21 protein-coding genes are annotated in these 22078 nt (G+C 71.6%); 12 read left to right on the top strand and 9 right to left on the bottom strand.

The features are described 5' to 3' along the window. Positions 1 to 156 precede the first annotated feature (156 nt). The gene (locus AC07GB_RS22320) at positions 157 to 540 is read left to right on the top strand and encodes a hypothetical protein (protein WP_478848026.1); all 384 of its coding nucleotides are present in this window, start codon (positions 157 to 159) and stop codon (positions 538 to 540) included. 357 nt (positions 541 to 897) lie between these two features. Here AC07GB_RS22320 and AC07GB_RS22315 read toward each other — a convergent pair whose 3' ends face one another. Both AC07GB_RS22315 and miaB read right to left on the bottom strand, forming a co-directional pair. Then, positions 898 to 1626 carry a class III extradiol dioxygenase subunit B-like domain-containing protein gene (locus AC07GB_RS22315; protein WP_478848024.1) on the bottom strand — a complete coding sequence of 243 codons (729 nt, stop codon included), beginning with the start codon at positions 1624 to 1626 and terminating at the stop codon, positions 898 to 900. A 149-nt stretch (positions 1627 to 1775) separates the two neighbouring features. Further along, on the bottom strand, positions 1776 to 3284 hold the full coding sequence (gene miaB / locus AC07GB_RS22310; protein ID WP_478848209.1) for a tRNA (N6-isopentenyl adenosine(37)-C2)-methylthiotransferase MiaB: 1509 nt from the start codon (positions 3282 to 3284) through the stop codon (positions 1776 to 1778). A 292-nt stretch (positions 3285 to 3576) separates the two neighbouring features. Between miaB and AC07GB_RS22305 the strand changes: the two genes are divergently transcribed. Next, a complete protein-coding gene (locus AC07GB_RS22305) occupies positions 3577 to 4362 on the top strand; it encodes an SAM-dependent methyltransferase (protein ID WP_478848208.1) in 786 nt (261 codons plus the stop codon). 16 nt (positions 4363 to 4378) lie between these two features. On the opposite strand, the gene AC07GB_RS22300 is transcribed toward AC07GB_RS22305, so the two are convergent. Next, complete coding sequence (locus tag AC07GB_RS22300) at positions 4379 to 5317, bottom strand: MBL fold metallo-hydrolase (RefSeq protein WP_478848022.1); 939 nt, start codon at positions 5315 to 5317, stop codon at positions 4379 to 4381. A 163-nt stretch (positions 5318 to 5480) separates the two neighbouring features. Between AC07GB_RS22300 and AC07GB_RS22295 the strand changes: the two genes are divergently transcribed. Both AC07GB_RS22295 and AC07GB_RS22290 read left to right on the top strand, forming a co-directional pair. After that, on the top strand, positions 5481 to 5966 hold the full coding sequence (locus AC07GB_RS22295; protein ID WP_478848020.1) for a MarR family winged helix-turn-helix transcriptional regulator: 486 nt from the start codon (positions 5481 to 5483) through the stop codon (positions 5964 to 5966). Positions 5967 to 6070: 104 nt separating this feature from the next. Continuing rightward, entirely contained in the window at positions 6071 to 7066 is a 996-nt protein-coding gene (locus AC07GB_RS22290) for a TAXI family TRAP transporter solute-binding subunit (RefSeq protein WP_478848019.1), read from the top strand. Here the strand turns inward: AC07GB_RS22290 and AC07GB_RS22285 are convergent. Both AC07GB_RS22285 and AC07GB_RS22280 read right to left on the bottom strand, forming a co-directional pair. Next, complete coding sequence (locus tag AC07GB_RS22285; RefSeq protein WP_478848017.1) at positions 7056 to 8486, bottom strand: sensor histidine kinase; 1431 nt, start codon at positions 8484 to 8486, stop codon at positions 7056 to 7058. The genes AC07GB_RS22290 and AC07GB_RS22285 overlap by 11 nt on opposite strands. 9 nt (positions 8487 to 8495) lie before the next feature. Continuing rightward, positions 8496 to 9188 carry a response regulator transcription factor gene (locus AC07GB_RS22280; RefSeq protein ID WP_478848015.1) on the bottom strand — a complete coding sequence of 231 codons (693 nt, stop codon included), beginning with the start codon at positions 9186 to 9188 and terminating at the stop codon, positions 8496 to 8498. Positions 9189 to 9570: 382 nt separating this feature from the next. Between AC07GB_RS22280 and AC07GB_RS22275 the strand changes: the two genes are divergently transcribed. The 8 genes from AC07GB_RS22275 to AC07GB_RS22240 all read left to right on the top strand — a co-directional run bounded on the left by AC07GB_RS22275 (position 9571) and on the right by AC07GB_RS22240 (position 16341). After that, complete coding sequence (locus tag AC07GB_RS22275; protein ID WP_478848013.1) at positions 9571 to 10347, top strand: amino acid ABC transporter ATP-binding protein; 777 nt, start codon at positions 9571 to 9573, stop codon at positions 10345 to 10347. Between the two features lie 96 nt (positions 10348 to 10443). Further along, positions 10444 to 11283, top strand: a complete 840-nt coding sequence (locus tag AC07GB_RS22270) for a glutamate ABC transporter substrate-binding protein (RefSeq protein WP_478848011.1) — start codon at positions 10444 to 10446, stop codon at positions 11281 to 11283. Between the two features lie 92 nt (positions 11284 to 11375). Next, positions 11376 to 12041 (top strand): amino acid ABC transporter permease, encoded by a 666-nt coding sequence (locus AC07GB_RS22265; protein ID WP_478848009.1) that lies wholly within the window; start codon positions 11376 to 11378, stop codon positions 12039 to 12041. Beyond that, complete coding sequence (locus AC07GB_RS22260) at positions 12038 to 12976, top strand: amino acid ABC transporter permease (RefSeq protein ID WP_478848007.1); 939 nt, start codon at positions 12038 to 12040, stop codon at positions 12974 to 12976. The genes AC07GB_RS22265 and AC07GB_RS22260 overlap by 4 nt, the downstream gene beginning before the upstream one ends. Before the next feature lie 191 nt (positions 12977 to 13167). Next, a complete protein-coding gene (locus AC07GB_RS22255; protein ID WP_478848005.1) occupies positions 13168 to 14997 on the top strand; it encodes an FAD-dependent monooxygenase in 1830 nt (609 codons plus the stop codon). A gap of 196 nt (positions 14998 to 15193) precedes the next feature. Continuing rightward, positions 15194 to 15280 carry a putative leader peptide gene (locus AC07GB_RS22250; protein WP_361832679.1) on the top strand — a complete coding sequence of 29 codons (87 nt, stop codon included), beginning with the start codon at positions 15194 to 15196 and terminating at the stop codon, positions 15278 to 15280. A 69-nt stretch (positions 15281 to 15349) separates the two neighbouring features. Next, a complete protein-coding gene (locus AC07GB_RS22245) occupies positions 15350 to 15901 on the top strand; it encodes a cupin domain-containing protein (protein ID WP_478848003.1) in 552 nt (183 codons plus the stop codon). Continuing rightward, positions 15898 to 16341 carry a rhodanese-like domain-containing protein gene (locus AC07GB_RS22240; RefSeq protein WP_478848001.1) on the top strand — a complete coding sequence of 148 codons (444 nt, stop codon included), beginning with the start codon at positions 15898 to 15900 and terminating at the stop codon, positions 16339 to 16341. Before AC07GB_RS22245 ends, AC07GB_RS22240 begins: the two co-directional genes overlap by 4 nt. 102 nt (positions 16342 to 16443) lie before the next feature. Here AC07GB_RS22240 and AC07GB_RS22235 read toward each other — a convergent pair whose 3' ends face one another. The 4 genes from AC07GB_RS22235 to recA form a co-directional block, all read right to left on the bottom strand. Then, positions 16444 to 18990: an FtsX-like permease family protein gene (locus AC07GB_RS22235; protein ID WP_478847999.1), complete on the bottom strand. Its 2547-nt coding sequence runs from the start codon at positions 18988 to 18990 to the stop codon at positions 16444 to 16446. Beyond that, positions 18987 to 19826: a helix-turn-helix domain-containing protein gene (locus tag AC07GB_RS22230; RefSeq protein WP_478847997.1), complete on the bottom strand. Its 840-nt coding sequence runs from the start codon at positions 19824 to 19826 to the stop codon at positions 18987 to 18989. The genes AC07GB_RS22235 and AC07GB_RS22230 overlap by 4 nt, the downstream gene beginning before the upstream one ends. Positions 19827 to 20174: 348 nt before the next feature. Further along, a complete protein-coding gene (gene recX, locus AC07GB_RS22225) occupies positions 20175 to 20906 on the bottom strand; it encodes a recombination regulator RecX (protein ID WP_478847995.1) in 732 nt (243 codons plus the stop codon). A gap of 3 nt (positions 20907 to 20909) precedes the next feature. Beyond that, entirely contained in the window at positions 20910 to 22034 is a 1125-nt protein-coding gene (gene recA, locus AC07GB_RS22220; RefSeq protein ID WP_478847993.1) for a recombinase RecA, read from the bottom strand. Between the last annotated feature and the right edge of the window lie 44 nt (positions 22035 to 22078).

Below are 22078 nucleotides of genomic sequence, written 5' to 3'. Positions count from 1 at the left end.
CGACTGCCCGAACGAGCTACGTGACGGCACGGCTGCGGGGTCGTTGCCTGTTGCGAGGTCCCGGCCGCCGGTTTCGAGACCGGTGACCCGTGCGACGCAATCGGACGCACCGGGCGACGCGGGATTTCGCCCACACGAGTAACGTATGGAGTAGTTATGGGTGTTTTTTCACGGTTCCGCCGCAAGAAGGCCGAGGCATCGACTGAGGAGGCAGCGGCAGCGACGCTCACGGCGGAGCCGGAGGGTGCCGCTGAGTCTGCCGGTGCCGAGGAGACGGCCGGGGCCGAGGCGGCCGCCGGGGGCGATGCCACGGGCGAGGCGAAGGGCGAAGCCGAGGGCGGCAAGGACGATACGGGCGAGAAGGCGGAGACCGCCGAGACTGCTGAGACCGCCGCCGCGGAGAACACCGCCAAGGCCGAGAACGCCGAGAACGCCGAGAACGCTGACAGCGCCGACAACGCCGAGAATGTGGAGATCCCCAAGCAGCAGTCCGCCCAGGAGGCGGCCGACAACGAGGCCGGTGAGGGCGCCCGCAAGTGACTCCCTGAGGCAAGGTGAGCCCATGGGCTTCCCGCGGATTGCGAAAGCCGCCCCCGCGAAGGACAAGGTCTTAGGCCTCGCGCGGCAGCACGGGGACGGGCACCGCGGAGGACGCCCTGGATCGCCTCGCCGGGAGCCACGACGGCAAGGGCGCGGGGGACGGCACCACTCCCCCGTCGCCGCCGTCACACCCGTCGGTCTCCTGAACACACCGGTGGACGGCCGTGAAGCGCGCTCAGCTTCACGGCCGTCGGCGTGTGCGGGGACCCGTCCGCTACCAGTCAGCGGGCGGGTCGCCTGAAGGGGCTCGCGCCGTCACCGGGCAGTTCAGGAACAGGCCCCCCTAGGAACAGCCCCCTAGGACCAGGCCGCCACCAGATACCCCACGCCGTACGGCGCGTCGTCGAAGAGCAGCGCGCCGCGCAGGCCCGCGCCCTCGGCGGCGCCCGCGAGCACCTGCCAGGGGGCGCGGCCCGCCGCCTTCAGCTCGTGCGCCAGGTCGACGTCCAGGGCCTTGAGCGCCGCCACGTCCGCCGCACCCAGCGCCTCGGCGACGCGCGCGTCGAATCCCTCCGCCCGGGGGTCGAGATAGCCGGGCGCCTTCAGCGTGCGGCAGGCGCTGGCGTCGCCCATGACCAGGAGCGCCACCCGGTCGGCGCGGGCGGCGATTTCCTCTCCGCTCTGGATACACCGCTCGGGCGTGAGAGGTTCCCCCACGCCGAGGCCTTCCACGGGTGCGGCCGACCATTTCGTGCGGTCGAGCAGCCACCCGGCGACGGCGAGGGACGTCGGCAGTCCGCTCTCCGGCGCCGTACCGCCGCCGTGCGCGGGGAGCGCCTCACCGAGCGTCACATCGAGGTCGACACCGAAACCGCGGAACGATCCGGGGGTGCCCTGCGCATGGGGGCCGCGCCCGCTCCGGTCGGCGGGGCCGACGACCATCAGGAGGTCCGGCCGGGAGGCCGCGAGGACGGCGATCGCGTCCGAGCAGGCCGCACGCGCGGCGTCCAGCTCGGGCGCGGCACCCGCGGCGACCTCGGGCACGAGCAGGGGCGGGCAGGGGCAGACGGCGGCGGCGACAAGCATGATCCGCAGCGTAACGCTCCCCACGGACAGCGAGGAGGGCGACCGGCTGGAGCACGGTCGGCGCGGGATCCGGGGCCGCTCGTCCGCGCGCGGACGGCGGGGACAGGGTGCGGCCGGGTGCCCCGTGCGGGGCACCCGGCCGCGAGCCGTCAGTCGAGGGCGCAGCCGCCGCCCGTCGCCACCGGCAGGGGCTCCGGGACGCCCACCGTGGGCAGGCCGAGCAGCACGCCGGCCGGCTTCGCGGTCTCGGCGGCGTTGCGCTTCTCCCAGGCGTCGCCCGCGCGCGTGCGGCGCACGTCGAGTACGGGGCCCTCGGCGAGGAGGTGGTGCGGCGCCGCGTACGTCACCTCGACGGTGACCACGTCACCGGGGCGCACCTCGGTGTCCGGCTTGGTGAAGTGCACCAGGCGGTTGTCGGGGGCGCGGCCGGAGAGGCGGTGCGTGGCGCCGTCCTTGCGGCCCTCGCCCTCGGCGACCATGAGCTCCAGGGTGCGGCCGACCTGCTTCTTGTTCTCGTCCCAGGAGATCTCCTCCTGGAGGGCCACCAGGCGCTCGTAGCGCGCCTGCACGACCTCCTTGGGGATCTGGCCGTCCATCTCGGCCGCGGGGGTGCCGGGGCGCTTGGAGTACTGGAAGGTGAAGGCCTGGGCGAAGCGGGCCTCGCGGACCACGTGCAGGGTCTGCTCGAAGTCCTCCTCGGTCTCCCCGGGGAAGCCCACGATGATGTCCGTGGTGATGGCCGCATGCGGGATGGCGGCGCGGACCTTCTCGATGATGCCCAGGTAGCGCTCCTGCCGGTAGGAGCGGCGCATGGCCTTCAGGACGGGGTCCGAGCCGGACTGCAGCGGCATGTGCAGCTGGGGCATCACGTTCGGCGTCTCGGCCATCGCGGCGATCACGTCGTCCGTGAAGTCGCGCGGGTGCGGCGAGGTGAAGCGGACCCGCTCCAGGCCCTCGATCGCGCCGCAGGCGCGCAGGAGCTTGCTGAAGGCCTCGCGGTCGCCGATGTCCGAGCCGTACGCGTTGACGTTCTGCCCGAGGAGCGTGATCTCGGAGACGCCCTCGGCGACGAGGGCCTCGATCTCGGCGAGGATGTCGCCGGTCCTGCGGTCCTTCTCCTTGCCGCGCAGGGCGGGCACGATGCAGAAGGTGCAGGTGTTGTTGCAGCCGACGGAGATCGACACCCAGGCCGCGTACGCGCTCTCGCGGCGGGTGGGCAGCGTCGAGGGGAACGCCTCCAGGGACTCGGCGATCTCGATCTGCGCCTCTTCCTGGACGCGGGCGCGCTCCAGGAGGACCGGCAGCTTGCCGATGTTGTGCGTGCCGAAGACGACGTCGACCCAGGGGGCCTTCTTGACGATGGTGTCCCGGTCCTTCTGCGCCAGACAGCCGCCGACGGCGATCTGCATGCCGGGGCGCGAGGCCTTCCTCGGGGCGAGGCGGCCGAGGTTGCCGTAGAGGCGGTTGTCGGCGTTCTCACGCACCGCGCACGTGTTGAAGACCACGACGTCCGCGTCGCCGTCGGAGCCTTCCGGGGCGCGCACGTACCCCGCGCCCTCCAGGAGGCCGGAGAGGCGCTCGGAGTCGTGGACGTTCATCTGGCACCCGTAGGTGCGCACCTCGTAGGTCTTCAATCCGTCCACTGCTCCACCAGCCACGTCGTCACCGCTCACCCGTCCAGGGTAAGGGCTCGGATCAGTACACCGTGCGGAGCGGCCGCGCGGCCCCGGCCCGGCGCGGGCAGGCCCTCGCGGGACCCAGCGCTGCGAGCCCGTGTGCCGGTCCGGGCCGGAGCACGCAACTTGCCCCGCTAGATTGCGTGTTGACACCCGAACCGGCCCACCCCTCGCGCCAGGAGGCGATCACGTGACCGGGAACCCCTCCCCTGAGGCTCCGCACAGCGCCCAGGACCCGTCCCTCAAGGACGCCGCCGACGCCGTACGGAGCCGGATCAACACCGCGCAGCCGCACACGGCGCGGATCTGGAACTACTGGCTCGGCGGCAAGGACAACTACGCCGTCGACCGCGAGGCGGGCGACCGCATCCGCGAGCTGCACCCCGGGATCGGTGACTACGCGCGCGCGGACCGGCTCTTCCTGGGCCGCGCGGTGCGCCACCTGGTGACCGACCGCGGCGTGCGCCAGTTCCTCGACATCGGCACCGGCCTGCCGACGGCCGACAACACGCACGAGGTGGCCCAGCGGATCGCCCCGGAGTCACGCATCGTCTACGTAGACAACGATCCGCTGGTCCTCACGCACGCGCGCGCCCTGCTGACCAGTTCCCCGGAGGGGCGCACCGACTACCTGGACGCCGACATGAGGGATGTCGAGAGCGTCCTGAAGCACGCGGGGCGGACCCTGGACTTCAGTGAGCCGGTCGCGTTGATGCTCCTGGGGGTCGTGATTTTCATCGACGACGACAAGGAGGCCTACGGTCTCGTACGCCGTCTCATGGACGCCCTGCCCGCCGGAAGCCATCTGGTGCTTTCGCACACGATCACCAGCCCGGCGATGCCGGACGTGGACGCGGCGGTGGCCTTCTGGAACGAGCACGGCACTCCGAAGCTGACGCAGCGCACCCCGGATCGGGTGGCCCGGTTCTTCGACGGCCTCGACCTGCTGGAGCCCGGCGTGGTCTCGTGCTCGCGCTGGCGCCCGGAAGGGGCCGACGGCGACCCGGCGGCGCTGCCGGACGAGGTCGCCATGTACGCGGGTGTGGCCCGCAAGGCCTGAGCCGGGCGGTCAGCCGTCAGGGCAGTGGGGCCCAGACCGTGCGCCCCTGGGAGTCCCGTTCCGCCCGGCCGAAGACCACGTCCGCGAAGTGGACGCCGAAGCCGACCGTGCCGGGCTCGGCCAGCTCGCGCACGAGCCAGTGGCGGTACTCGGCCGCGACTGCGGGGTCGTGGTCGACGGCCGCGGACCACTCCGGGTGGGTGACCTGAACCGGCGAGTGCATGGCGTCCCCGAAGGCCAGGAGCCGCTCACCGCCCGAGGTGATCTCGTAGGTCACGTGACCGACCGTGTGCCCCGGCCGCACAAGGGCGCGTACGCCCGGGAAGATCTCCTCGCCGTCCGTGAGCGTGCGCACCTTGGGCGCGAGGGCGGCCAGGACCTCCTCGGTCGCGCCATGGCCCGCCGCCAGGTGGCGCTGCTCCCACTCGGGCTCCGCGAAGAGGTAGGCGGCGCGCGTGAAGGCGGGCCCGGTGCCGCCCGAGGCCGGGTGCCAGGCCCAGCCGATGTGGTCGCCGTGCAGATGCGTGAAGGCGACCGCCTCGATGGCGTCGGGGGCGCGGCCCAGCTCGTGGAGGCCGTCGAGCAGCCGGCCGCTGCGCAGGGCGCCCACCAGGGGGTTGTCCGGGTCGTCCGGAGAGGTCTTGGGGCCGAATCCGGTGTCGATCAGCAGGGCGCGGTCGCCGTGCTCGACGAGCAGCGCGCCGACGCTCGCCACGAGGTGCCCGTGCTCGTCCAGGTGGTCCGCGTACGTCGCCCAGTCGCCCTCGGTGGCGGCGGGCAGCCAGCCGCGGGGCTTGAGGCCCACGGCGCCGTCCGCCACATAGCTGACGCGCAGCTCGCCGAGGTGGAACGTGCGGGTGCGGGCGGGCCTGCGGAGCCGCTCTGCGGCGTCTTCAGCGGACTGCGGCGCGGCGCCATCGGCGAGGGCCGCGGCGGTGTTCTCGGATGTGGGCATGGGCTCTCCAGGGCAGTGGGTTCAGCCGGTGGCACGGGCGTCGCAGCGCCGCACCACGGAAACGTTAGAACTAGAACCATTCGAGTTGCAACCATTTCAGTTGCATGAAGTGAGTAGGCTGAGTGCCATGGCGAACACGTGCGGGACGGCCCAGGAGCGAGGGATGGCCCAAGAACGCGAGAAGGCTCAAGGAGGCGTCCAAGAGCCCCGTACGGCGATCGAGGGCGCGGAGACGCACGAGGGCCTCCCGGCGGCCGACTGGCGCGTCTGCGGGCTCGTGAACGCCCTCGCCCGGCGGATCGAGACGCACGTGCGCGAGCACGCCACCGCCCTCGGCCTGACCGCGCCCCAGGCCGTCGCCCTGCGGGAGCTGACCGGGCCCCTGACCCTGCGCGAGCTGGCGCAGCGGATGACCTGCGAGCCGTCCAACGCCACGTTCGTCTCCGACCGCCTGGAGGAGCAGGGGCTCGTCGAGCGCCGCCCCCATCCCAGCGACCGCCGCGCCAAGCAGCTCGTCCTCACGCCCAAGGGCACCGCACTGCGCGAGCGCCTCATGGACTCGCTCTCCCAGGAGTCACCCCTGAGCCGCCTCTCGGACCGGGAGCAGGAAACGCTCCAGGCGCTGCTGACGCGGGCCGTGGTGCGCTAGAGCGCCTGTTCCGTAGAGGGCGGCCGCAGAGGGCGGCCCGCGCTCGCCGAACGGCACCGCCCCGGCCCTGGTCACCACCGCGCCGGAAATGGCAGGATCGCGCCATGTTCGCGGCCCTGCCTCACCTCACCCGCCGGCGCGCCCTCCAGGGCTCGGTCGCGGGCCTCTTGGTGTTCGGGCTGCTCCTGTGGTGGCTGCTCCCCATGGGGGATGAGTCGCCCAAGGGCCGGATGAGCTTCAGTACGGGCGTCAAGGGTGCCGTCTACGAGACGTACGGGAACCTGCTACGGGGTGCCGCGGCCAAGGACATGCCGGACGTCAGCATCGACCTCCTGAACAGCCAGGGATCGCAGCAGAACGTGCAGCGGGTGGCCACCGGGAAGGCCGACTTCACCATCGCGGCGGCCGACGCCGTGGAGAAGTACCGCCTCGACGGCGGGCCCGGCGCGGACCGGCTGCGCGGCTGCGCCCGGCTGTACGACGACTACGTGCACATCGTCGTGCGCGGCTCGTCGGACATCGCGTCGGCGCGGGACCTGCGCGGAAAGAAGGTCGCCGTCGGGCAGCCGCGCTCCGGGGTGCAACTGATCGCCGACCGCGTCCTCCAGGCCGCCGGGCTCGACCTGGAGAAGGACATCAAGGCGCTGCCCGCCGGCATAGACACCGCACCCGAGCTGCTGCGGCGCGGCGAGATCGACGCCTTCTTCTGGTCCGGCGGGCTGCCCACGACCTCCGTACAGAAGCTCTCCGAGCGCATGAGCATCCGTCTCGTACCGCTCGGCGACCTCGTCGACGCGCTGCACCGGCAGGGCCGCGAGTCGCGCTACTACCGTGCCGCCGTCATGCCTGCCGACGCCTACCCGGAGGCCCAGCAGAACGCGTCCGTGCGCACTCTCGCGGTGGCCAACCTCCTGGTGACCACCGACCGGGCCGACCCGAAGCTGACCGAGGGCCTGACCCGTACGGTCATCGACAGCAGGGACCGCATCGGCGCGCGCGTGCACGCCGCGCAACTGGTCGACCTGCGGACGGCCCTGTACACGCACCCCTTGGCGCTGCACGAGGGCGCGCGGCGCTACTACCGCTCGGTCAAGCCTTAGCCGCCGGCACGCCCGCGGGCGCCTGCCGGGGCACCCCGACCGTCACCTTCAGGCCGTGCGGCTCGTGGCGCGCGTACACCAGGGAGCCGCCGCCCGCGGCGAGCAGCGCCCGGGAGATCGACAGTCCGAGGCCGGAGCCCTTGACGTTCTGGTGGCGGTTGCTGCGCCAGAACCGGTCGCCGACGCGGGCCAGTTCGTCGTCGGTGAGGCCCGGGCCGCGGTCGGTGACGACGACCGTCGTCGTCTCGTCGGCCGAGGAGACCCGCACCTCGACGCGCTCCCCCTCGGGCGTGAACTTGAGGGCGTTGTCGATCACCGCGTCCAGGGCGCTGGACAGGGCCACCGGGTCCGCCCAGCCGGTGGTCGCCGGGCAGTGACCCTCCAGGCGCACGCCCCGCTCCTCGGCGAGCGGGCGCCAGGACGCCACGCGCTCGGCCGCAAGGCCGCCGATGTCGGTGAGCTGGAGGTCGGCCGCCGCGTGCTCGGCGAGCGCCAGGTCCAGGAGGTCGTCGAGGACCTGAGCGAGGCGCTTGCCCTCGGTGCGGACCGAGGCGATCTCCTCATTGCCCTCGGGCAGCTCCAGGGCGAGCAGCTCGATGCGCAGGAGGAGGGCGGAGAGCGGGTTGCGCAGTTGGTGGGAGGCGTCGGCGACGAAGGCGCGCTGCTGCTCCAGGACGTCCTCGACGTGGTCGGCCATCTCATTGAACGAACGGGCCAGGCGCCGGAGTTCCGGCGGCCCTCCGGCCGCCGCCACCCGGGAGGCGAGGCGCCCGGTCGCGATGTCGTGCGTGGTCGCGTCCAGGACGCCCACCGGACGCAGGATCCAGCGGGTCAGGCGCAGCGCGGCGCCGACCGCGAGGAGCATCGCCGCCGACTCGCCCGCGGCGATCAGCAGCCAGCCGTGCAGGGTCTGCGCGCGCATCCGCCCGGTGGGCGAGTCGGTGACGACGACGGCGACCACGTCGCCGTCACGGATCACCGGGGACGCCACGACGATGCGCCCGCCCTCCTCCCAGGGCCACACCTGCGGCGGGTCGTGGCTCCCCCGGGAGCGCAGCGCCTCGTCGAAGGCGTCGCGCACGGGGCGGCCCGGGCCGGGCAGGAACCAGGCGGCAGGGGCGTGCGCCATGGGGTATCTGTCGCGGAAGAAGACGCCCGCCTTGATGCCGTAGACCTCGTTGTAGTAGTCGAGTTCCTTCTGGAGGGTCTCGCGCCGCTCGTCCTTGTCGCGCATCCGCGAGCCGGCGGGCCGCTTGGTGACGAACTGCGCGAGCGAGGCGAAGCGTGCCGTGTCGTCGATGCGGTCGACGACGACCTTCTGCTGCTGGGCGGACGCCACGCTCACCGCGAGGGGGAATCCCAGGGCGAGCAGGACGCCCGCCATCAGGACGATGAGCAGCGGCAGGAGACGGGCGCGCACCTGACCTCGCTACGACGCCGGGGCGACGAGCCGGTACCCGACGCCGCGCACGGTCTCGATCAGGGCGGGCATGTGCAGCTTGGCCCGCAGGGAGGCGACGTGCACCTCCAGCGTGCGGCCCGTACCCTCCCAACTGGTGCGCCACACCTCGCTGATGATCTGCTCCCGCCGGAACACCACCCCGGGCCGCTGGGCCAGCAGCGCGAGCAAGTCGAACTCCTTGCGGGTCAGTTGCACCTTGGCACCGTCCACACTGACCTGACGGGTGGGCAGTTCGATGCGTACGTTGCCGAGGCGCAGTTCCGTCTCGGCGGGGGCCGCGGCGGCCTCCGCGGCGGACGGGCGGCGGGTGACCGCGTGGATGCGCGCGATGAGTTCCCCGGTGTCGTAGGGCTTCACCACGTAGTCATCGGCTCCGAGGTTCAGGCCGTGGATGCGGGAGCGCACGTCGGCGCGGGCCGTCACCATGATGACCGGGGTCTGCGTGCGCTTGCGGATCTTCCCGCAGACCTCGTAGCCGTCCTGGTCGGGCAGGCCGAGGTCGAGGAGCACCACTCCGAAGGGTGCCGCTTCGCCCGGCAGCAGGGCCTGGAGGGCCTCCTCGCCGTTGCGCGCGTGGGTGACGGCGAAGCCGTGCCGGGCCAGGACCGCGGACAAGGCGGCGGCCACGTGGTCGTCGTCCTCGACGAGCAGCAGTCTCATGCGGCCCTCCTCCAGCCCATAGGCTCCCCTGTGGTTCATCGGTCGTACCGTCAGTTCATTGATCGTTCCGCTCCCGCTCGCGCGCGGGCTACGCCCTTTGCCGTAGGCGTGTCCTACGCGCGCGTGCGCGCGGAACCAGCGGTGTGCCGGACGCTCTCGCGCGCCCCAAGGCATCCACGCCGATGGATAAGGACCGCGTCAAGGCCCTTCGGGTCACGGACACGTTCCGTTATGCACCCGGTACGCGCGCGGGGCGCCCTCTTCACACAAAGTGTCCGGTTGCGGCCGGATCGTTATGCTCAATTTCCCCTCAGATGTAATGACGCTGGTCGCACCGGGTTACTACTGTCCTCCCAACCCGAGGAGGATGGAGCAACAAGCCGTGACCGAAGTTTCGGTGACCAAGGACGCCATACCCGCGGCGGACGACCTTGTCGTGTTGAAGAACGTCAACAAGCACTTCGGCGCACTGCACGTCCTCCAGGACATCGACCTGACCATCGCCCGCGGCGAGGTGGTCGTCGTGATCGGACCCTCCGGGTCCGGCAAGTCGACGCTGTGCCGCACGATCAACCGCCTGGAGACCATCGACTCCGGCGCGATCACGATCGACGGCAAACCGCTGCCCCAGGAGGGCAAGGAGCTGGCCAGGCTCCGCGCCGACGTGGGCATGGTCTTCCAGTCCTTCAATCTCTTCGCGCACAAGACCGTGCTCGAGAACGTGATGCTGGGCCAGGTCAAAGTGCGCAGGACGGCCAAGGCGGAGGCGGAGGAGAAGGCACGCGGCCTGCTCGACCGCGTGGGTGTCGGCACGCAGGCCGACAAGTACCCGGCGCAGCTCTCCGGCGGCCAGCAGCAGCGTGTCGCGATCGCCAGGGCGCTCGCCATGGGGCCCAAGATCATGCTCTTCGACGAGCCCACGTCGGCGCTCGACCCCGAGATGATCAACGAGGTCCTCGAGGTGATGCAGCAGCTCGCCCGGGACGGCATGACCATGGTCGTCGTCACCCACGAGATGGGCTTCGCCCGGTCGGCCGCCAACCGCGTCGTCTTCATGGCGGACGGCCGGATCGTCGAAGAGGCCACACCGGACCAGTTCTTCAGCAACCCGCGCAGCGACCGTGCCAAGGACTTCCTGTCGAAGATCCTGCACCACTGACGCGCCGCACGCGTTCCCGCGCGCGGGATGCCTCATCCGACGCATGACGCTCGGCAGCGTCTCCCCCAACCTCCGCCGACACGAAGGATGTTCACCATGAAGGTTCGCAAGGTCACCGCGGCAGCCTCCGTTCTGCTCGCGCTCTCCCTCACGGCCACGGCGTGTGGCAGTGACGACAAGGACGACAAGAAGGGCTCCGGCGGGGGCGGCAAGGTCACCATCGGCATCAAGTTCGACCAGCCCGGCCTCGGCCAGAAGACGCCCGACGGCAAGTACGAGGGCTTCGACGTCGACGTCGCCACTTACGTGGCCAAGAAGCTCGGCTACAAGGACGGCGACATCGAGTGGAAGGAAGCCAAGAGCGCCGACCGCGAGACGATGCTCCAGCGCGGTGACGTCGACTTCATCGCGGCGACCTACTCGATCACGCCGGAGCGCGAGGAGAAGGTCGACTTCGCCGGCCCGTACCTGCTCGCCCACCAGGACGTCCTGGTCCGCGCCGACGACAAGTCGATCAAGTCGCCGAAGGACCTGAACAGCAAGAAGCTCTGCTCGGTGACGGGTTCGACCTCGGCGCAGAACGTCAAGGAGAAGCTGGCGCCCAAGGCCCAGCTCCAGAACTACGGCGCGTACTCCCAGTGCCTGACCGGCCTGCAGAGCAAGGCCATCGACGCGCTCACCACCGACGACTCGATCCTCGCCGGTTACGCCGCGCAGAAGAACTTCCAGGGCAAGTTCAAGCTCGGCGGCTTCAAGATGACCAACGAAAACTACGGGATCGGCGTCAAGAAGGGCTCCGACCTCAAGAAGAAGATCAACGACGCGCTGACCGCGATGGTCAAGGACGGGTCGTGGGAGAAGGCCGTGAAGGACAACTTCGGCCCGGCCAGCTACAAGAACGAGCCCGCCCCGAAGATCGGCGACATCGTCAAGTAAGCAGGACGTGAGGGGCGTGCCGCTCATCATGGCGGCGCGCCCCTTCGCCCTCTACGCGGAAGCTGTCCCTCTACGCGGAAGCGCGGGAGAACGTGTTCGACTTTCTTGAAGGCTATGACCTGTGGGGGGCCTTCTGGGAGACGGTGAAGCTCACCGGACTCTCAGCGGTCGGCTCCCTGATATGGGGAACCGTGCTGGCGGGCATGCGCGTCAGCCCGGTGCCCCTGATGCGCGGCTTCGGAGCCGTCTACGTCAACGTCGTGCGGAACATTCCGCTGACCATCATCATCGTGTTCACGTCGCTCGGCCTGAACCAGACGCTGCTCATCGACCTGGGTGCGTCGACCATCGACGCGACCAACTTCCGCCTGGCCGTGCTCGGTCTGACCGCCTACACCGCCGCCTTCGTCTGTGAGGCGCTGCGCTCGGGCATCAACACCGTGCCGATGGGCCAGGCCGAGGCCGCCCGGGCACTCGGGCTGAGCTTCACGCAGGTCCTCACCCTCGTCGTGCTCCCCCAGGCCTTCCGCTCGGTGGTGGCACCGCTCGCCAACGTCTTGATCGCGCTCACGAAGAACACCACCGTGGCCGCCGCGATCGGCGTCGCCGAGGCGGCCCTGCTGATGAAGGGCATGATCGAGAACGAGGCCCAGACGATCGCGATCGCCGCCGTCTTCGCGTTCGGCTTCATCTGCCTCACGCTTCCGACCGGTCTGATCCTCGGCTGGGTCAGCAAGAAGGTGGCGGTCAAGCGATGAACTCCGTCCTCTACGACGTCCCGGGCCCCCGCGCCAAGCAGCGCAACATCATCTACTCGGTCGTCTTCGTCATCGCCATGGGCCTGCTGGTCTGGTGGGTCTACAACGCCCTCTCCGACAAGGGCCAGCTCGACTGGGAGAAGTGGAAGCCCTTCTTCACGGACAGCAGGGCCTGGACGACGTACATCTGGCCCGGCCTGGAGAACACCCTCAAGGCGGCCGCGTACTCCATGGTCATCGCGCTGCCCCTCGGCGCGGTGCTGGGCATCGCGCGCCTCTCGGACCACCTGTGGGTACGCATCGTGGCCGGCACGATCGTGGAGTTCTTCCGCGCGATCCCGGTCCTGATCCTGATGCTGTTCGCCAACGCGGCCTTCGCCGAGTACAGCGACGTCTCCTCCGACGACCGCCCCATGTACGCGGTCGTGACCGGTCTCGTCCTGTACAACGCCTCCGTGCTCGCGGAGATCGTACGAGCGGGCATCCTGGCGCTGCCCAAGGGCCAGACCGAGGCGGCCAAGGCCATCGGCCTGCGCAAGGGCCAGACCATGCGGTCCGTGCTCCTTCCGCAGTCGGTCACGGCGATGCTGCCCGCGATCGTCAGCCAGATCGTGGTCATCGTGAAGGACACCGCGCTCGGCGGCGCGATGCTGACCTTCCCCGAGCTCCTGTCGACCGTCAGCACGATGAGCGGCTACTACGGAGCCAACGTCATCGCCAGCTTCACGGTCGTCGCGGTGATCTACATCGTGCTGAACTTCATCCTCACGTCGTTCGCGAGCTGGCTGGAGCAGCGGCTGCGGCGGAGCAAGAAGTCCACCGGCGCGACGGTGCCTCCGGCGGCCGTGGCGGGAGGGTTCGCGACGGGCGACGGCGGTGGCGGCGTGGGCGGCATCGGCGGCGGCTTGACCGACACCGGCGGGAGCACCACCTGACCCGCCCCCCGGCGCTCACCCGATGATCTGCAAGAACGAAGGCAGTGGCGATCACGCCACTGCCTTCGTCGCTTGACGCAGGAACCAGCAGTGGGTTGCATACGTTCTGTGATCGTGCACCGGGTTTCAACTGCCATTTCCCGTACGTCCGTCCAGCGCTCGCGGGCCGTCCTGGCAGGAGGCCGTGCGCCGTGGACCCGGTGATCGTCGTCGGCGCGGGCCCCGTGGGGCTCACGCTCGCCCTGGCTCTCGCCCGTCACTCGGTTCCCACCGTGGTCCTGGACGAGGGGCCGGGCAAGGACGAGCAGCGCCCCGCGCGGACCGTCGTCCTGCGGGAGGACACGGCGGCCCTCGTCGAGCGCCTCTGCGGGGTGTCCTTCGGGGGGCCGGACACGGGTGCGCGCTGGGGCGGCTGGCGGTCGATGCGGCGCAAGCAGGTGATGCGGCAGCTCACGTTCAGTGACGAGATGCCCTCACCGCTGCACCTGCCGCAGCACGTGCTGACGGGTGTGCTGCGGGACGCCATCGCCGACGAGCGGCTCGTGAAGATCGCGGTGGAGAGCAAGCTGGACACCCTGGAGCAGGACGCCTCCGGGCTCACGGCCCACACACGCGGGCCCAAGGACACCTGGTGGCGTGGCAGTTATCTGGTCGGCTGCGACGGCCCCCGGTCGACGGTCCGCAAGCTCCTCGACATCCGCTTCCCGGGGCGCACGGCGGTCGAGCGGCACGCGGTCGCCGCCCTGCGGACGGAACTTCCCTGGCCCGGAGAAGCGTTGCTGCACCGGAGCCCGCCGTGGCCCGGCGGCGGCCCCGAGGTGACGGCACGGCCCCTGCCGGGCGGCGTCTGGCGGATCGACTGGCTGCTGCCGCCGCGCGGTGACCTGGTGACACCTGACGCCCTCGTCTCCCGCGTCCGGGAGACCCTCTCGGGCTGGTGCGGCGCCACCCCGCCGTACGACCTCCTCGACACCGGTGTCCACACGGTCCACCACCGGCTCGCCCGCAGGTGGCGGGTCGGCCGCTGCTTCCTGGCCGGGGACGCTGCCCACCTCCTCGGCGCCCTCGGCACCCAGGGCCTGGACGAGAGCCTCCGGGACGCGGACAACCTCGCCTGGAAGCTGGCGCTCGCCTGGCACCACGGCCCGAGTGGCGCGCTGCTCGACAGCTACCAGACCGAGCGGCGCGCCGCCGTGGCCGCGCGCCTGCGCGCCGCCGACCAGTCGCTGCCCCTGCTCCGTGGCGGCGGTGGACTGCGTTCGTACGTGCCGGGGGCCGCGCGCGGTCAGGACGCGCTGCTGACGGACGGCCATGTGGGGCGCGGCCAGCTGGGTGCGCCGGGGGCGTACGCCGACTCGCCCCTGTCCCCCGGAAGTTCGGACTCCACGGTCCTCGTGGACACGGAACCGGGCGCCCCGGTCGTCGACGTGGCCGTCACGGCTCCCGACGGTTCGGTCGTACGGCTGCGGGACCGGCTCGGCCTCAGTCAACTCCTCGTGGTGCTCGTGGCGCCCGGGACCGTCGTGTGGGACCGGCGGCACTGGATGACGGCGGGGATCATGCCCCGGCTCGCCGCCGCGGTGACCGCGCTGCCGTGCCCCGCCGAGCTGCTCGTCGCGGAGAGCTACCCGGGCGCCGCGGCGCACACGGTCCTGCTCGTCCGGCCCGACGGCCACTTGGTCACGGCGCTGAACGGCGTACGTCCCGCGGAGCTGTACGCGGCCGCCGAGGCGGCCCTGGGCAAGGTGGTGCGGGAAGCGCCGGAGAAGGTGCGGTCGAAGGGCGCGCCGAGGAAGAACAGCGGAGCGCCCAGGGCGGCGCCTGATAACGGCCCGAAGGCCGGCGGCAAGCCCGGCAGCGAGCCCGGCGATGCCCGGGCGGCCGGCGGAAGGCCCACCACCGGGCCGAACGGTGACGGACCGGCCCACGCACTGCCCGGCACCGACCCGAAGGGCAGCCGCGCGCCCGGTGGGACACCTGCCACCGGGTCGTCGAGCGAGCCGAAAAAGCCATCCCCTTAGGGCACCGGTTCAAGCAAGCCGGACACCGAAAGGGCCCTCCTTAAGACCCCAGGCCAGGCCTCCGGACCGGATCACGGGATCATCGCAAGCCCCGGAGACAACTGATGTTGAAGCGGTAACGACCGCCCCGGGGCTCGTCCGACCGCATGCTGAGCGCGAGTTGACCGCTCCCCAGCGTCATGGTCTACTCCGGACCATGACCGACACCGCTGTCCGCTTGTGGCGGAGGGTCCACATGGACCTCGTCCGCTATGCGGGCTGCGTGTGTCAGCCGTCCTGCTGAATTCGCCATCACCACCTTCTCGCGCGCCCGTCGTCGGCGCGCCGTTCCGCGAACTCCCAGGACGGTCCCATGTCAGCGTCTGTCTCAAGCCCTGCCCCGCTGCCCTCCCCCGCCGGCTCCCGCGTGGCCCCTCCCACCTCGGCCGACCTCCTCCACTTCGTGCGCCGCACCGCCGCGGACGCCGACCTCGTCGCCTCACTCCCCCTCGACCCCGAGGGCCGCACCTGGGTACGCCTCGACGGGCCCGGCGGCAGCGAGGCCTGGCTGATCGGATGGCCTCCCGGCACCGGCACCGGCTGGCACGACCACGCCGAGTCGGTCGGCGCGTTCACCACCGCGTCCGGCGCCCTCAAGGAGTACTCCCTCGCCGCCCGGCTGCCCACCGACGGCTGGAAGACCCTGGAACTCACCGAGGGCATCGACCGCGAACGGCGGCTGCCCGCCGGAGAAGGAAGGGCATTCGGCCGCAACCACGTGCACGAGGTGCTCAACGAGTCCTCTACGGAACACGCCGTCTCCGTGCACGCGTACTATCCGCCACTTCCACGAATCCGTCGCTACAGCCGCATTGGTGACGTGCTACGCCTTGAGCACGTCGAGCGTCCGGAGGACTGGCAGTGAGTGCGGGCCTTGAGTTGAACGGCGTCCCGGGTGTACCGGCGGACGCCGCGGAGCCGCCCACACCCGTGGGCATAGACGAGTTCCTCGAACGGGTACGGCGCGGCCTCGACCGGGTCACGCCCCGGGAGGCGTACGAGATCGACCGGTCCGGCGGCCTCCTCGTCGACATCCGGTACGCGGCGCTGCGCGAACGCGACGGCCTGATCCCGGGGGCGCTGATCGTCGAGCGCAACGAACTGGAGTGGCGCCTCGACCCGCAGGGCAGCCACCGCGCCCCGCAGGCCGTCAGCCACGACCTGGAGATCGTCGTCGTCTGCAACGAGGGGTACGCGTCGAGCCTCGCGGCTCACTCCCTGCGCCAACTCGGGCTGCGGCACGCCACCGACCTCGTCGGCGGCTTCCAGGCCTGGAAGGCTGCCGGGTTCCCTGTCGCCGGGTGACTGCCCTCTGTTCGCGTGTGGGTTCCCGCGCAGGCGTGGGCGCCCCGTACCGCGCCCCCGTAGGAGCGTGTGTAAGGGGCGCCCACCATTGCGTACTGCCCCTTACTCCTTGGCCGTCGCCACCGTCACCGGGAGCGGCTTCAACGCGGCGCGGCCGGGCAGCGCCGTCGCCGTCAGCGCGAGCAGACCCCCTACGGCGATCACGGCGACGTAGAGCAGGGGCAGGACCACGGGGGCGGCAGAACCGGTCATGCCGACGCTGAACGCGGTCAGGACAGCGAGAGCGATGCCGCTCCCCAGAGCTGTCGCGATGAGCAGGACCGACAGTGCCTCGGTGCGCAGCATTCCCCGGACCTGGCGGCGCGTGGCTCCCGCGAGGCGCAGCAGCGCGAACTCCCTCACCCGCTCCGACACGGACATCGCGAGCGTGTTGACGACGGCGATCGCGGTGAAGGCCAGCACGAGTCCCATGGCGAGGAGGTTCACGTCGGCACTCGACTGGCCGCGCTCGGCCTGGAGGCGGTCGACGGCGTCCGGGGAATCCACCCGCACGGTCGGGAACTCGCGTAGGGCAGCCGCGAGTTGATTCTTCGTACGGTCGCTCCGGACGAGGACCGTGGCGGCGAGCGGGTTGTCGACGTGGCGGGCGACCAGGTCGTGCGCCATGGTCAGGTCACCGAAGCCGAGCCCGCGCGCGTAGACGGCGCTGACTTTCAGGGTGGTCGGGGTGCCGTCGCCGAGGGTGAGCTTGAGGCTGCTGCCCGGCTTCAGGCCGAGTTGGTCGGCGGCGAGTTCGCTGACGGCGATGTCGCCCGAGCCGAAGGAGGTCAGCGAGCCCGCCGTGACGTCCGGGTCCCAGGTGCGGGTGAGGCCTGCCGGGGTCACGCCCTGCGCCGGGTACTTGTCGAGCCCGACGCGCACCGTGGTGCGGACGACCTCGGTGACGGCCTCGACGCCGTCGGACGCCCGCAGTTGCCGCGCGGCCGCCGCCGGTACGCCGGGCCCTCGCGCGGCGAGCGTCCAGTCGGCACGGACACCGTCGCGCGCCTGTTCACGGGCGGCGGCGGTGAGCGTGGGCTGCGTGAAGAGAACAGTGCACGTCATGCCGATGAGCAGCACGAGCGGGGTGACGGCGGCGGCCATGCGGGCGGCGTTGCCCCGCAGGTTGGCGTGCGCGAGCCGCCCGGTCGGGCCGGTGAAGCGCAGCACCCGGCCGAGCACGGCGGCCGACACCTTGACGACGAGCGGGCCGAGCAGGGCGACGGCCGAGGCGAGCACGACAACGGCCAGGAACGTCACGGGAGTCGAGGCGGGCTCGGTCCGCAGCACGCTGAGGACGAGGACGAGGACGACACCTCCCGCGAGGAAGGCCACCCCGGCGACGACACGCGCCCAGGAGAGCTTCCTACGCTCCACGGCCGCCTCCGCCAGGGCCTCCCCGGGCCGGATGCGAGCGATGCGGCGGGCGGAGACACGCGCGGCCGCCCAGGCACCCACCAGCGTCGCGGCGACGGCCACGAGCGGCGGGAAGACGCTGACGACCCGGCCCAGCGTCGCCGGAACCACTCCCTCGTCGACGAACTTCCCGTACAGCACCCCTCCGAGCGGGATGCCCACCAGCGAGCCGAGCACCCCGGCGGCCGCCCCGACGAGGAGCGCCTCGCGGCCGAGCAGCTTGCGCAGCTGCTTGGGGCTCGCGGCGATGGCCCGCAGCAGGGCCAGTTCGCGGTGGCGCTGCTGGATGGACAGGGCGAAGGTGCCGACGACCACGAGGATGGCCACGAGCAGCGACGTCCCGCCCATGGCTCCGCCCATGCTGACGAGCTTCACCCGCGCGCCCGCCGCGTCGAGGAACTCGACGGGGCCACGGTCGTCACCACTGCTGACCTGCGCGGTCGTACCGTCCAGGGCTTCCTTGACCGCCGCCGTGAGCGTCTGCACGGACGTGCCGTCGGCCGGCAGGACCCCGAGGGCGGTGACCCGGCCGGGGTGCGCGGCGAGCCGCTCGGCCTCGCGGTCGGAGAAGAACAGGGCGGTCTGGTGCGCGAGGGCGTTCCCCCCGCCGTCCGGGGCGGCGATGCCCGTGACGCGGTACGTACGCGGGGCCCGTGTCGACTGGACGGTGAGCCGGTCGCCGGGCTTGAGGCGGGCGCGCTCGGCGAGAGCCCGGTCGACGACGAGGTCCGCCGCGGCGCGCGGGGCCCGGCCGTCGACGATCCGGAAGGGCGTGAGGGCTGCCGAGGTCCAGGCGTGCCCGTACGCGGGGCGGTCCGGGTCACCGGCAGCAGGCGTCAACGGCTCGGCCAAGAAGGTGAGTTCGGGTATCACCTTCCCTACTCCAGGAATCCCCTCCAGCCGTCTCGTGACGTCGCGCGGCAGCCAGGCCCGTTCGGCGATCGGCTTCGCCTTGTGCTTGACCTTGGTCTTGCCCTTCTTGTGCTTGACGGTGGTCTGGTGCACGTTCTGATCGGCGGAGACGAGCACGGGGGCGGCGGCGTAGCGCTCGGGGCCGATGGTGCCGCGCAGGCCCGTCTCCAGGAGGGTGCCGCAGGCCGTGATGAGCGCGGCGGCACACACCAACGCGACGAAGGCGCCCAGGAACCCGCCCTTCCGGTCACGGATCGTCTGTAGTGCGTAGCGCAGCGTCATGAGGTCTCGGTCTCTCTTCTGTTGTCATCGGGGGTACCGGAGGAGGGTGCGGCTGTGAGGTCGGGTTGCTGCGACCTGAGGGGCGGCACGGTGGTGGTGGCGGTCGGCACGTCCGGCGGGACGAGTTGCGCTGCGCCCGAAGACTCGGATGTGCCGGTGCCGGGCTCCGCCGTCGGCGCGGGGAAGGCCAGGAAGCGTGTGAGGACGGTGCGGGCCCCGGGCGGGATGTCGGCGTCGGGGCGCTTGTAGCGGTTGAGGAGGGCGATGTACTCCTCGAAGAACTCGCGCAGTTCGGCCACCGTCAGCCGCATCGTGCCGCGCGAGTACGGGTACGCGTCGGCCCACTCGTCGGCCTCGGCGCCGCCGCTCGCGCGCTGGAGCTGCTCGAAGAGTTCCAGGTCGGCGGCGTACGACAGATGGTTCAGCTCGTCCATGACGAGCCGCGTCTCGGCGTTCTGCCGACTGCGCGGCGGAAAGCGCCGGTCCCCGGGCACCGCACGCCACCAGCGCTCGCGCCCGTGCCCGGTGCCGTCCGTCTCCTCGACGAATCCGTACCGGGCGAGCGCTCGCAGGTGGTAGCTCGTCGCCCCGGTGTTCAGGCCCAGGGCTCGGGCCAGGGTCGCGGACGTGGCGGGCCCGTGCACGGTGAGGTGCTGGAGCATCTGCTGCCGTCGTGGCTGCGCGAGGGCTTTGAGGGCCCGCAGGTCATCCAGCTCTTCGGGAACGGGCACGGCGGAGCTGTCGGCGCGGACCGGGCTGGGCTCGACGGCCTGCCCCGGCTCCACGCCCCCGCCGCTGGGGGCCTGTCCCTCGCTTCTGCCCTGGTGGTGAACCATGCGTACACAGTCGCCTGTGCACAGGTCCCTGTGCATGGTGGCAACCAGGCGTCTTCCATGGGGGGTTAGCCCCACCCCTAGGCGTCACCTCGGGGTCTGGCCTCGGGGATTCAGGGCCTCGGTGGCCTCGGGGTCACGCGTCGAGGTCTGGCCCTCGGGGCTTTGGGGCCTGGCCCCGGGGGCTCGGGGTCTGGCCTCGGGGCTCAGGTCGCGCCTCGTGGTCTGGCCTAGGAGCTTCCGGGCCTCGCCCCGGCTTCTCTCCTCGGAGCCTCGCCTCGAAGCACGCCAGAGGTTGCCCTGGGTGCCGCCCAAGTCGGAGCCCCTCCTCGGCACGGGCACGCCGGCCGCTCAGAGCCCCTCGTACCCGAGGTCCTCCGTCTCCTCCCCCTCCTGCTCCAGGGCCTCGCGGACCACGCGCAGCGCCATGCCCTCCGGGTATCCCTTGCGGGCGAGCATGCCCGCGAGGCGGCGCAGCCTCTTGTCGCGGTCGAGGCCGCGGGTGGAGCGCAGCTTGCGGGCGACCAGCTCGCGGGCCGTGGCTTCTTCCTGCTCCGCGTCGAGCTGGCCGACGGCCTCGTCGATCAGGGCCGCGTCCACGCCCTTGGTCCGCAGCTCGCGCGCCAGGGCCCGCCGGGCGAGGCCCCGGCCGTGGTGCCGGGACTCCACCCAGGCGTCCGCGAAGGCCTCGTCGTTGATCAGCCCGACCTCTTCGAAGCGGGACAGCACCTCGTCCGCCACGTCGTCGGGGATGTCCCGCTTGCGCAGGGCGTCGGCCAGCTGCTTGCGCGTGCGGGGCGTCCCGGTGAGCAGGCGCAGGCAGATGGCTCGCGCCCGCTCACCGGGGTCCCCCGTGGGCGGTTCCCCGTTCTCGGCCCTCGACGAGGACGGGGAACCGCTGTCCTGATGGCCGCCGCGACCGCCGCGCCGCCGACGCCGGCGGCCGCCGCCCCGGCCCTCCTGGTCGCCGCCGCTCCACGGGCCGTCATCAGCATCGGCACCCGCACCATCCGGTCCGCCGCCACTCCAGTGGCCGCCTCCCGAGGGGCCCGTGTGCTCCGCCCAGTCGGTACGTCGCGTCACGGCCTAGCTCTTGGCCGCCGCGGTCTTGGACTTGGTGGCCTTCGCCGCCGGAGCGGGCACCGTCTTGGCGGCGTCGGCCGCCGGGGTCTCGCCCGCGGCCTCCGCGGCGGGCTCGCCCTCGGTGCTCGCCGGCCGGACACCGACGCCCAGCTTCTCCTTGATCTTCCTCTCGATCTCGTTGGCGAGGTCGGGGTTGTCCTTCAGGAAGTTACGGGCGTTCTCCTTGCCCTGGCCGAGCTGGTCGCCCTCGTACGTGTACCAGGCGCCGGCCTTGCGGACGAAGCCGTGCTCCACGCCCATGTCGATCAGGCCGCCCTCGCGGCTGATGCCCTGGCCGTAGAGGATGTCGAACTCGGCCTGCTTGAAGGGGGGCGCGACCTTGTTCTTGACGACCTTGACGCGCGTGCGGTTGCCGACCGCGTCCGTGCCGTCCTTCAGGGTCTCGATACGGCGGATGTCCATCCGGACCGAGGCGTAGAACTTCAGCGCGCGGCCGCCGGTCGTGGTCTCCGGGGAGCCGAACATCACGCCGATCTTCTCGCGCAGCTGGTTGATGAAGATCGCGGTGGTCTTGGACTGATTGAGCGCACTGGTGATCTTCCGCAGGGCCTGGCTCATCAGGCGGGCCTGGAGACCCACGTGCGAGTCACCCATCTCGCCCTCGATCTCCGCGCGGGGCACCAGGGCCGCCACGGAGTCGATGACGATCAGGTCGAGCGCGCCGGAGCGGACCAGCATGTCGACGATCTCGAGAGCCTGCTCGCCGTTGTCCGGCTGGGACAGGATGAGGTTGTCGATGTCGACGCCGAGCTTCTTCGCGTACTCCGGGTCGAGGGCGTGCTCCGCGTCCACGAAGGCGACGGCGCCGCCGGCCCGCTGCGCGTTGGCCACGGCGTGCAGCGTGAGGGTCGTCTTACCGGAGGACTCCGGGCCGTAGATCTCCACCACACGGCCGCGCGGGATCCCGCCGACGCCGAGCGCCACGTCGAGCGCGGTCGAGCCGGTCGGGATGACCTCGATGGGCTCCTGGGACCGCTCGCCCATGCGCATGACCGCGCCCTTGCCGAATTGCCGTTCAATCTGTGCGAGCGCGGCGTCGAGCGCCTTCTCGCGGTCGGTTCCTGCCATGGGTTCCACCCGGTTTGCTTGAGTCGATCGCTTCACGTCAAAGA

The sequence above is a fragment of the Streptomyces sp. NPDC045778 genome, from assembly GCF_056431945.1.
Note: the sequence above shows the minus strand (reverse complement) of the source record. Positions and strands in the feature narration are given on the sequence as shown.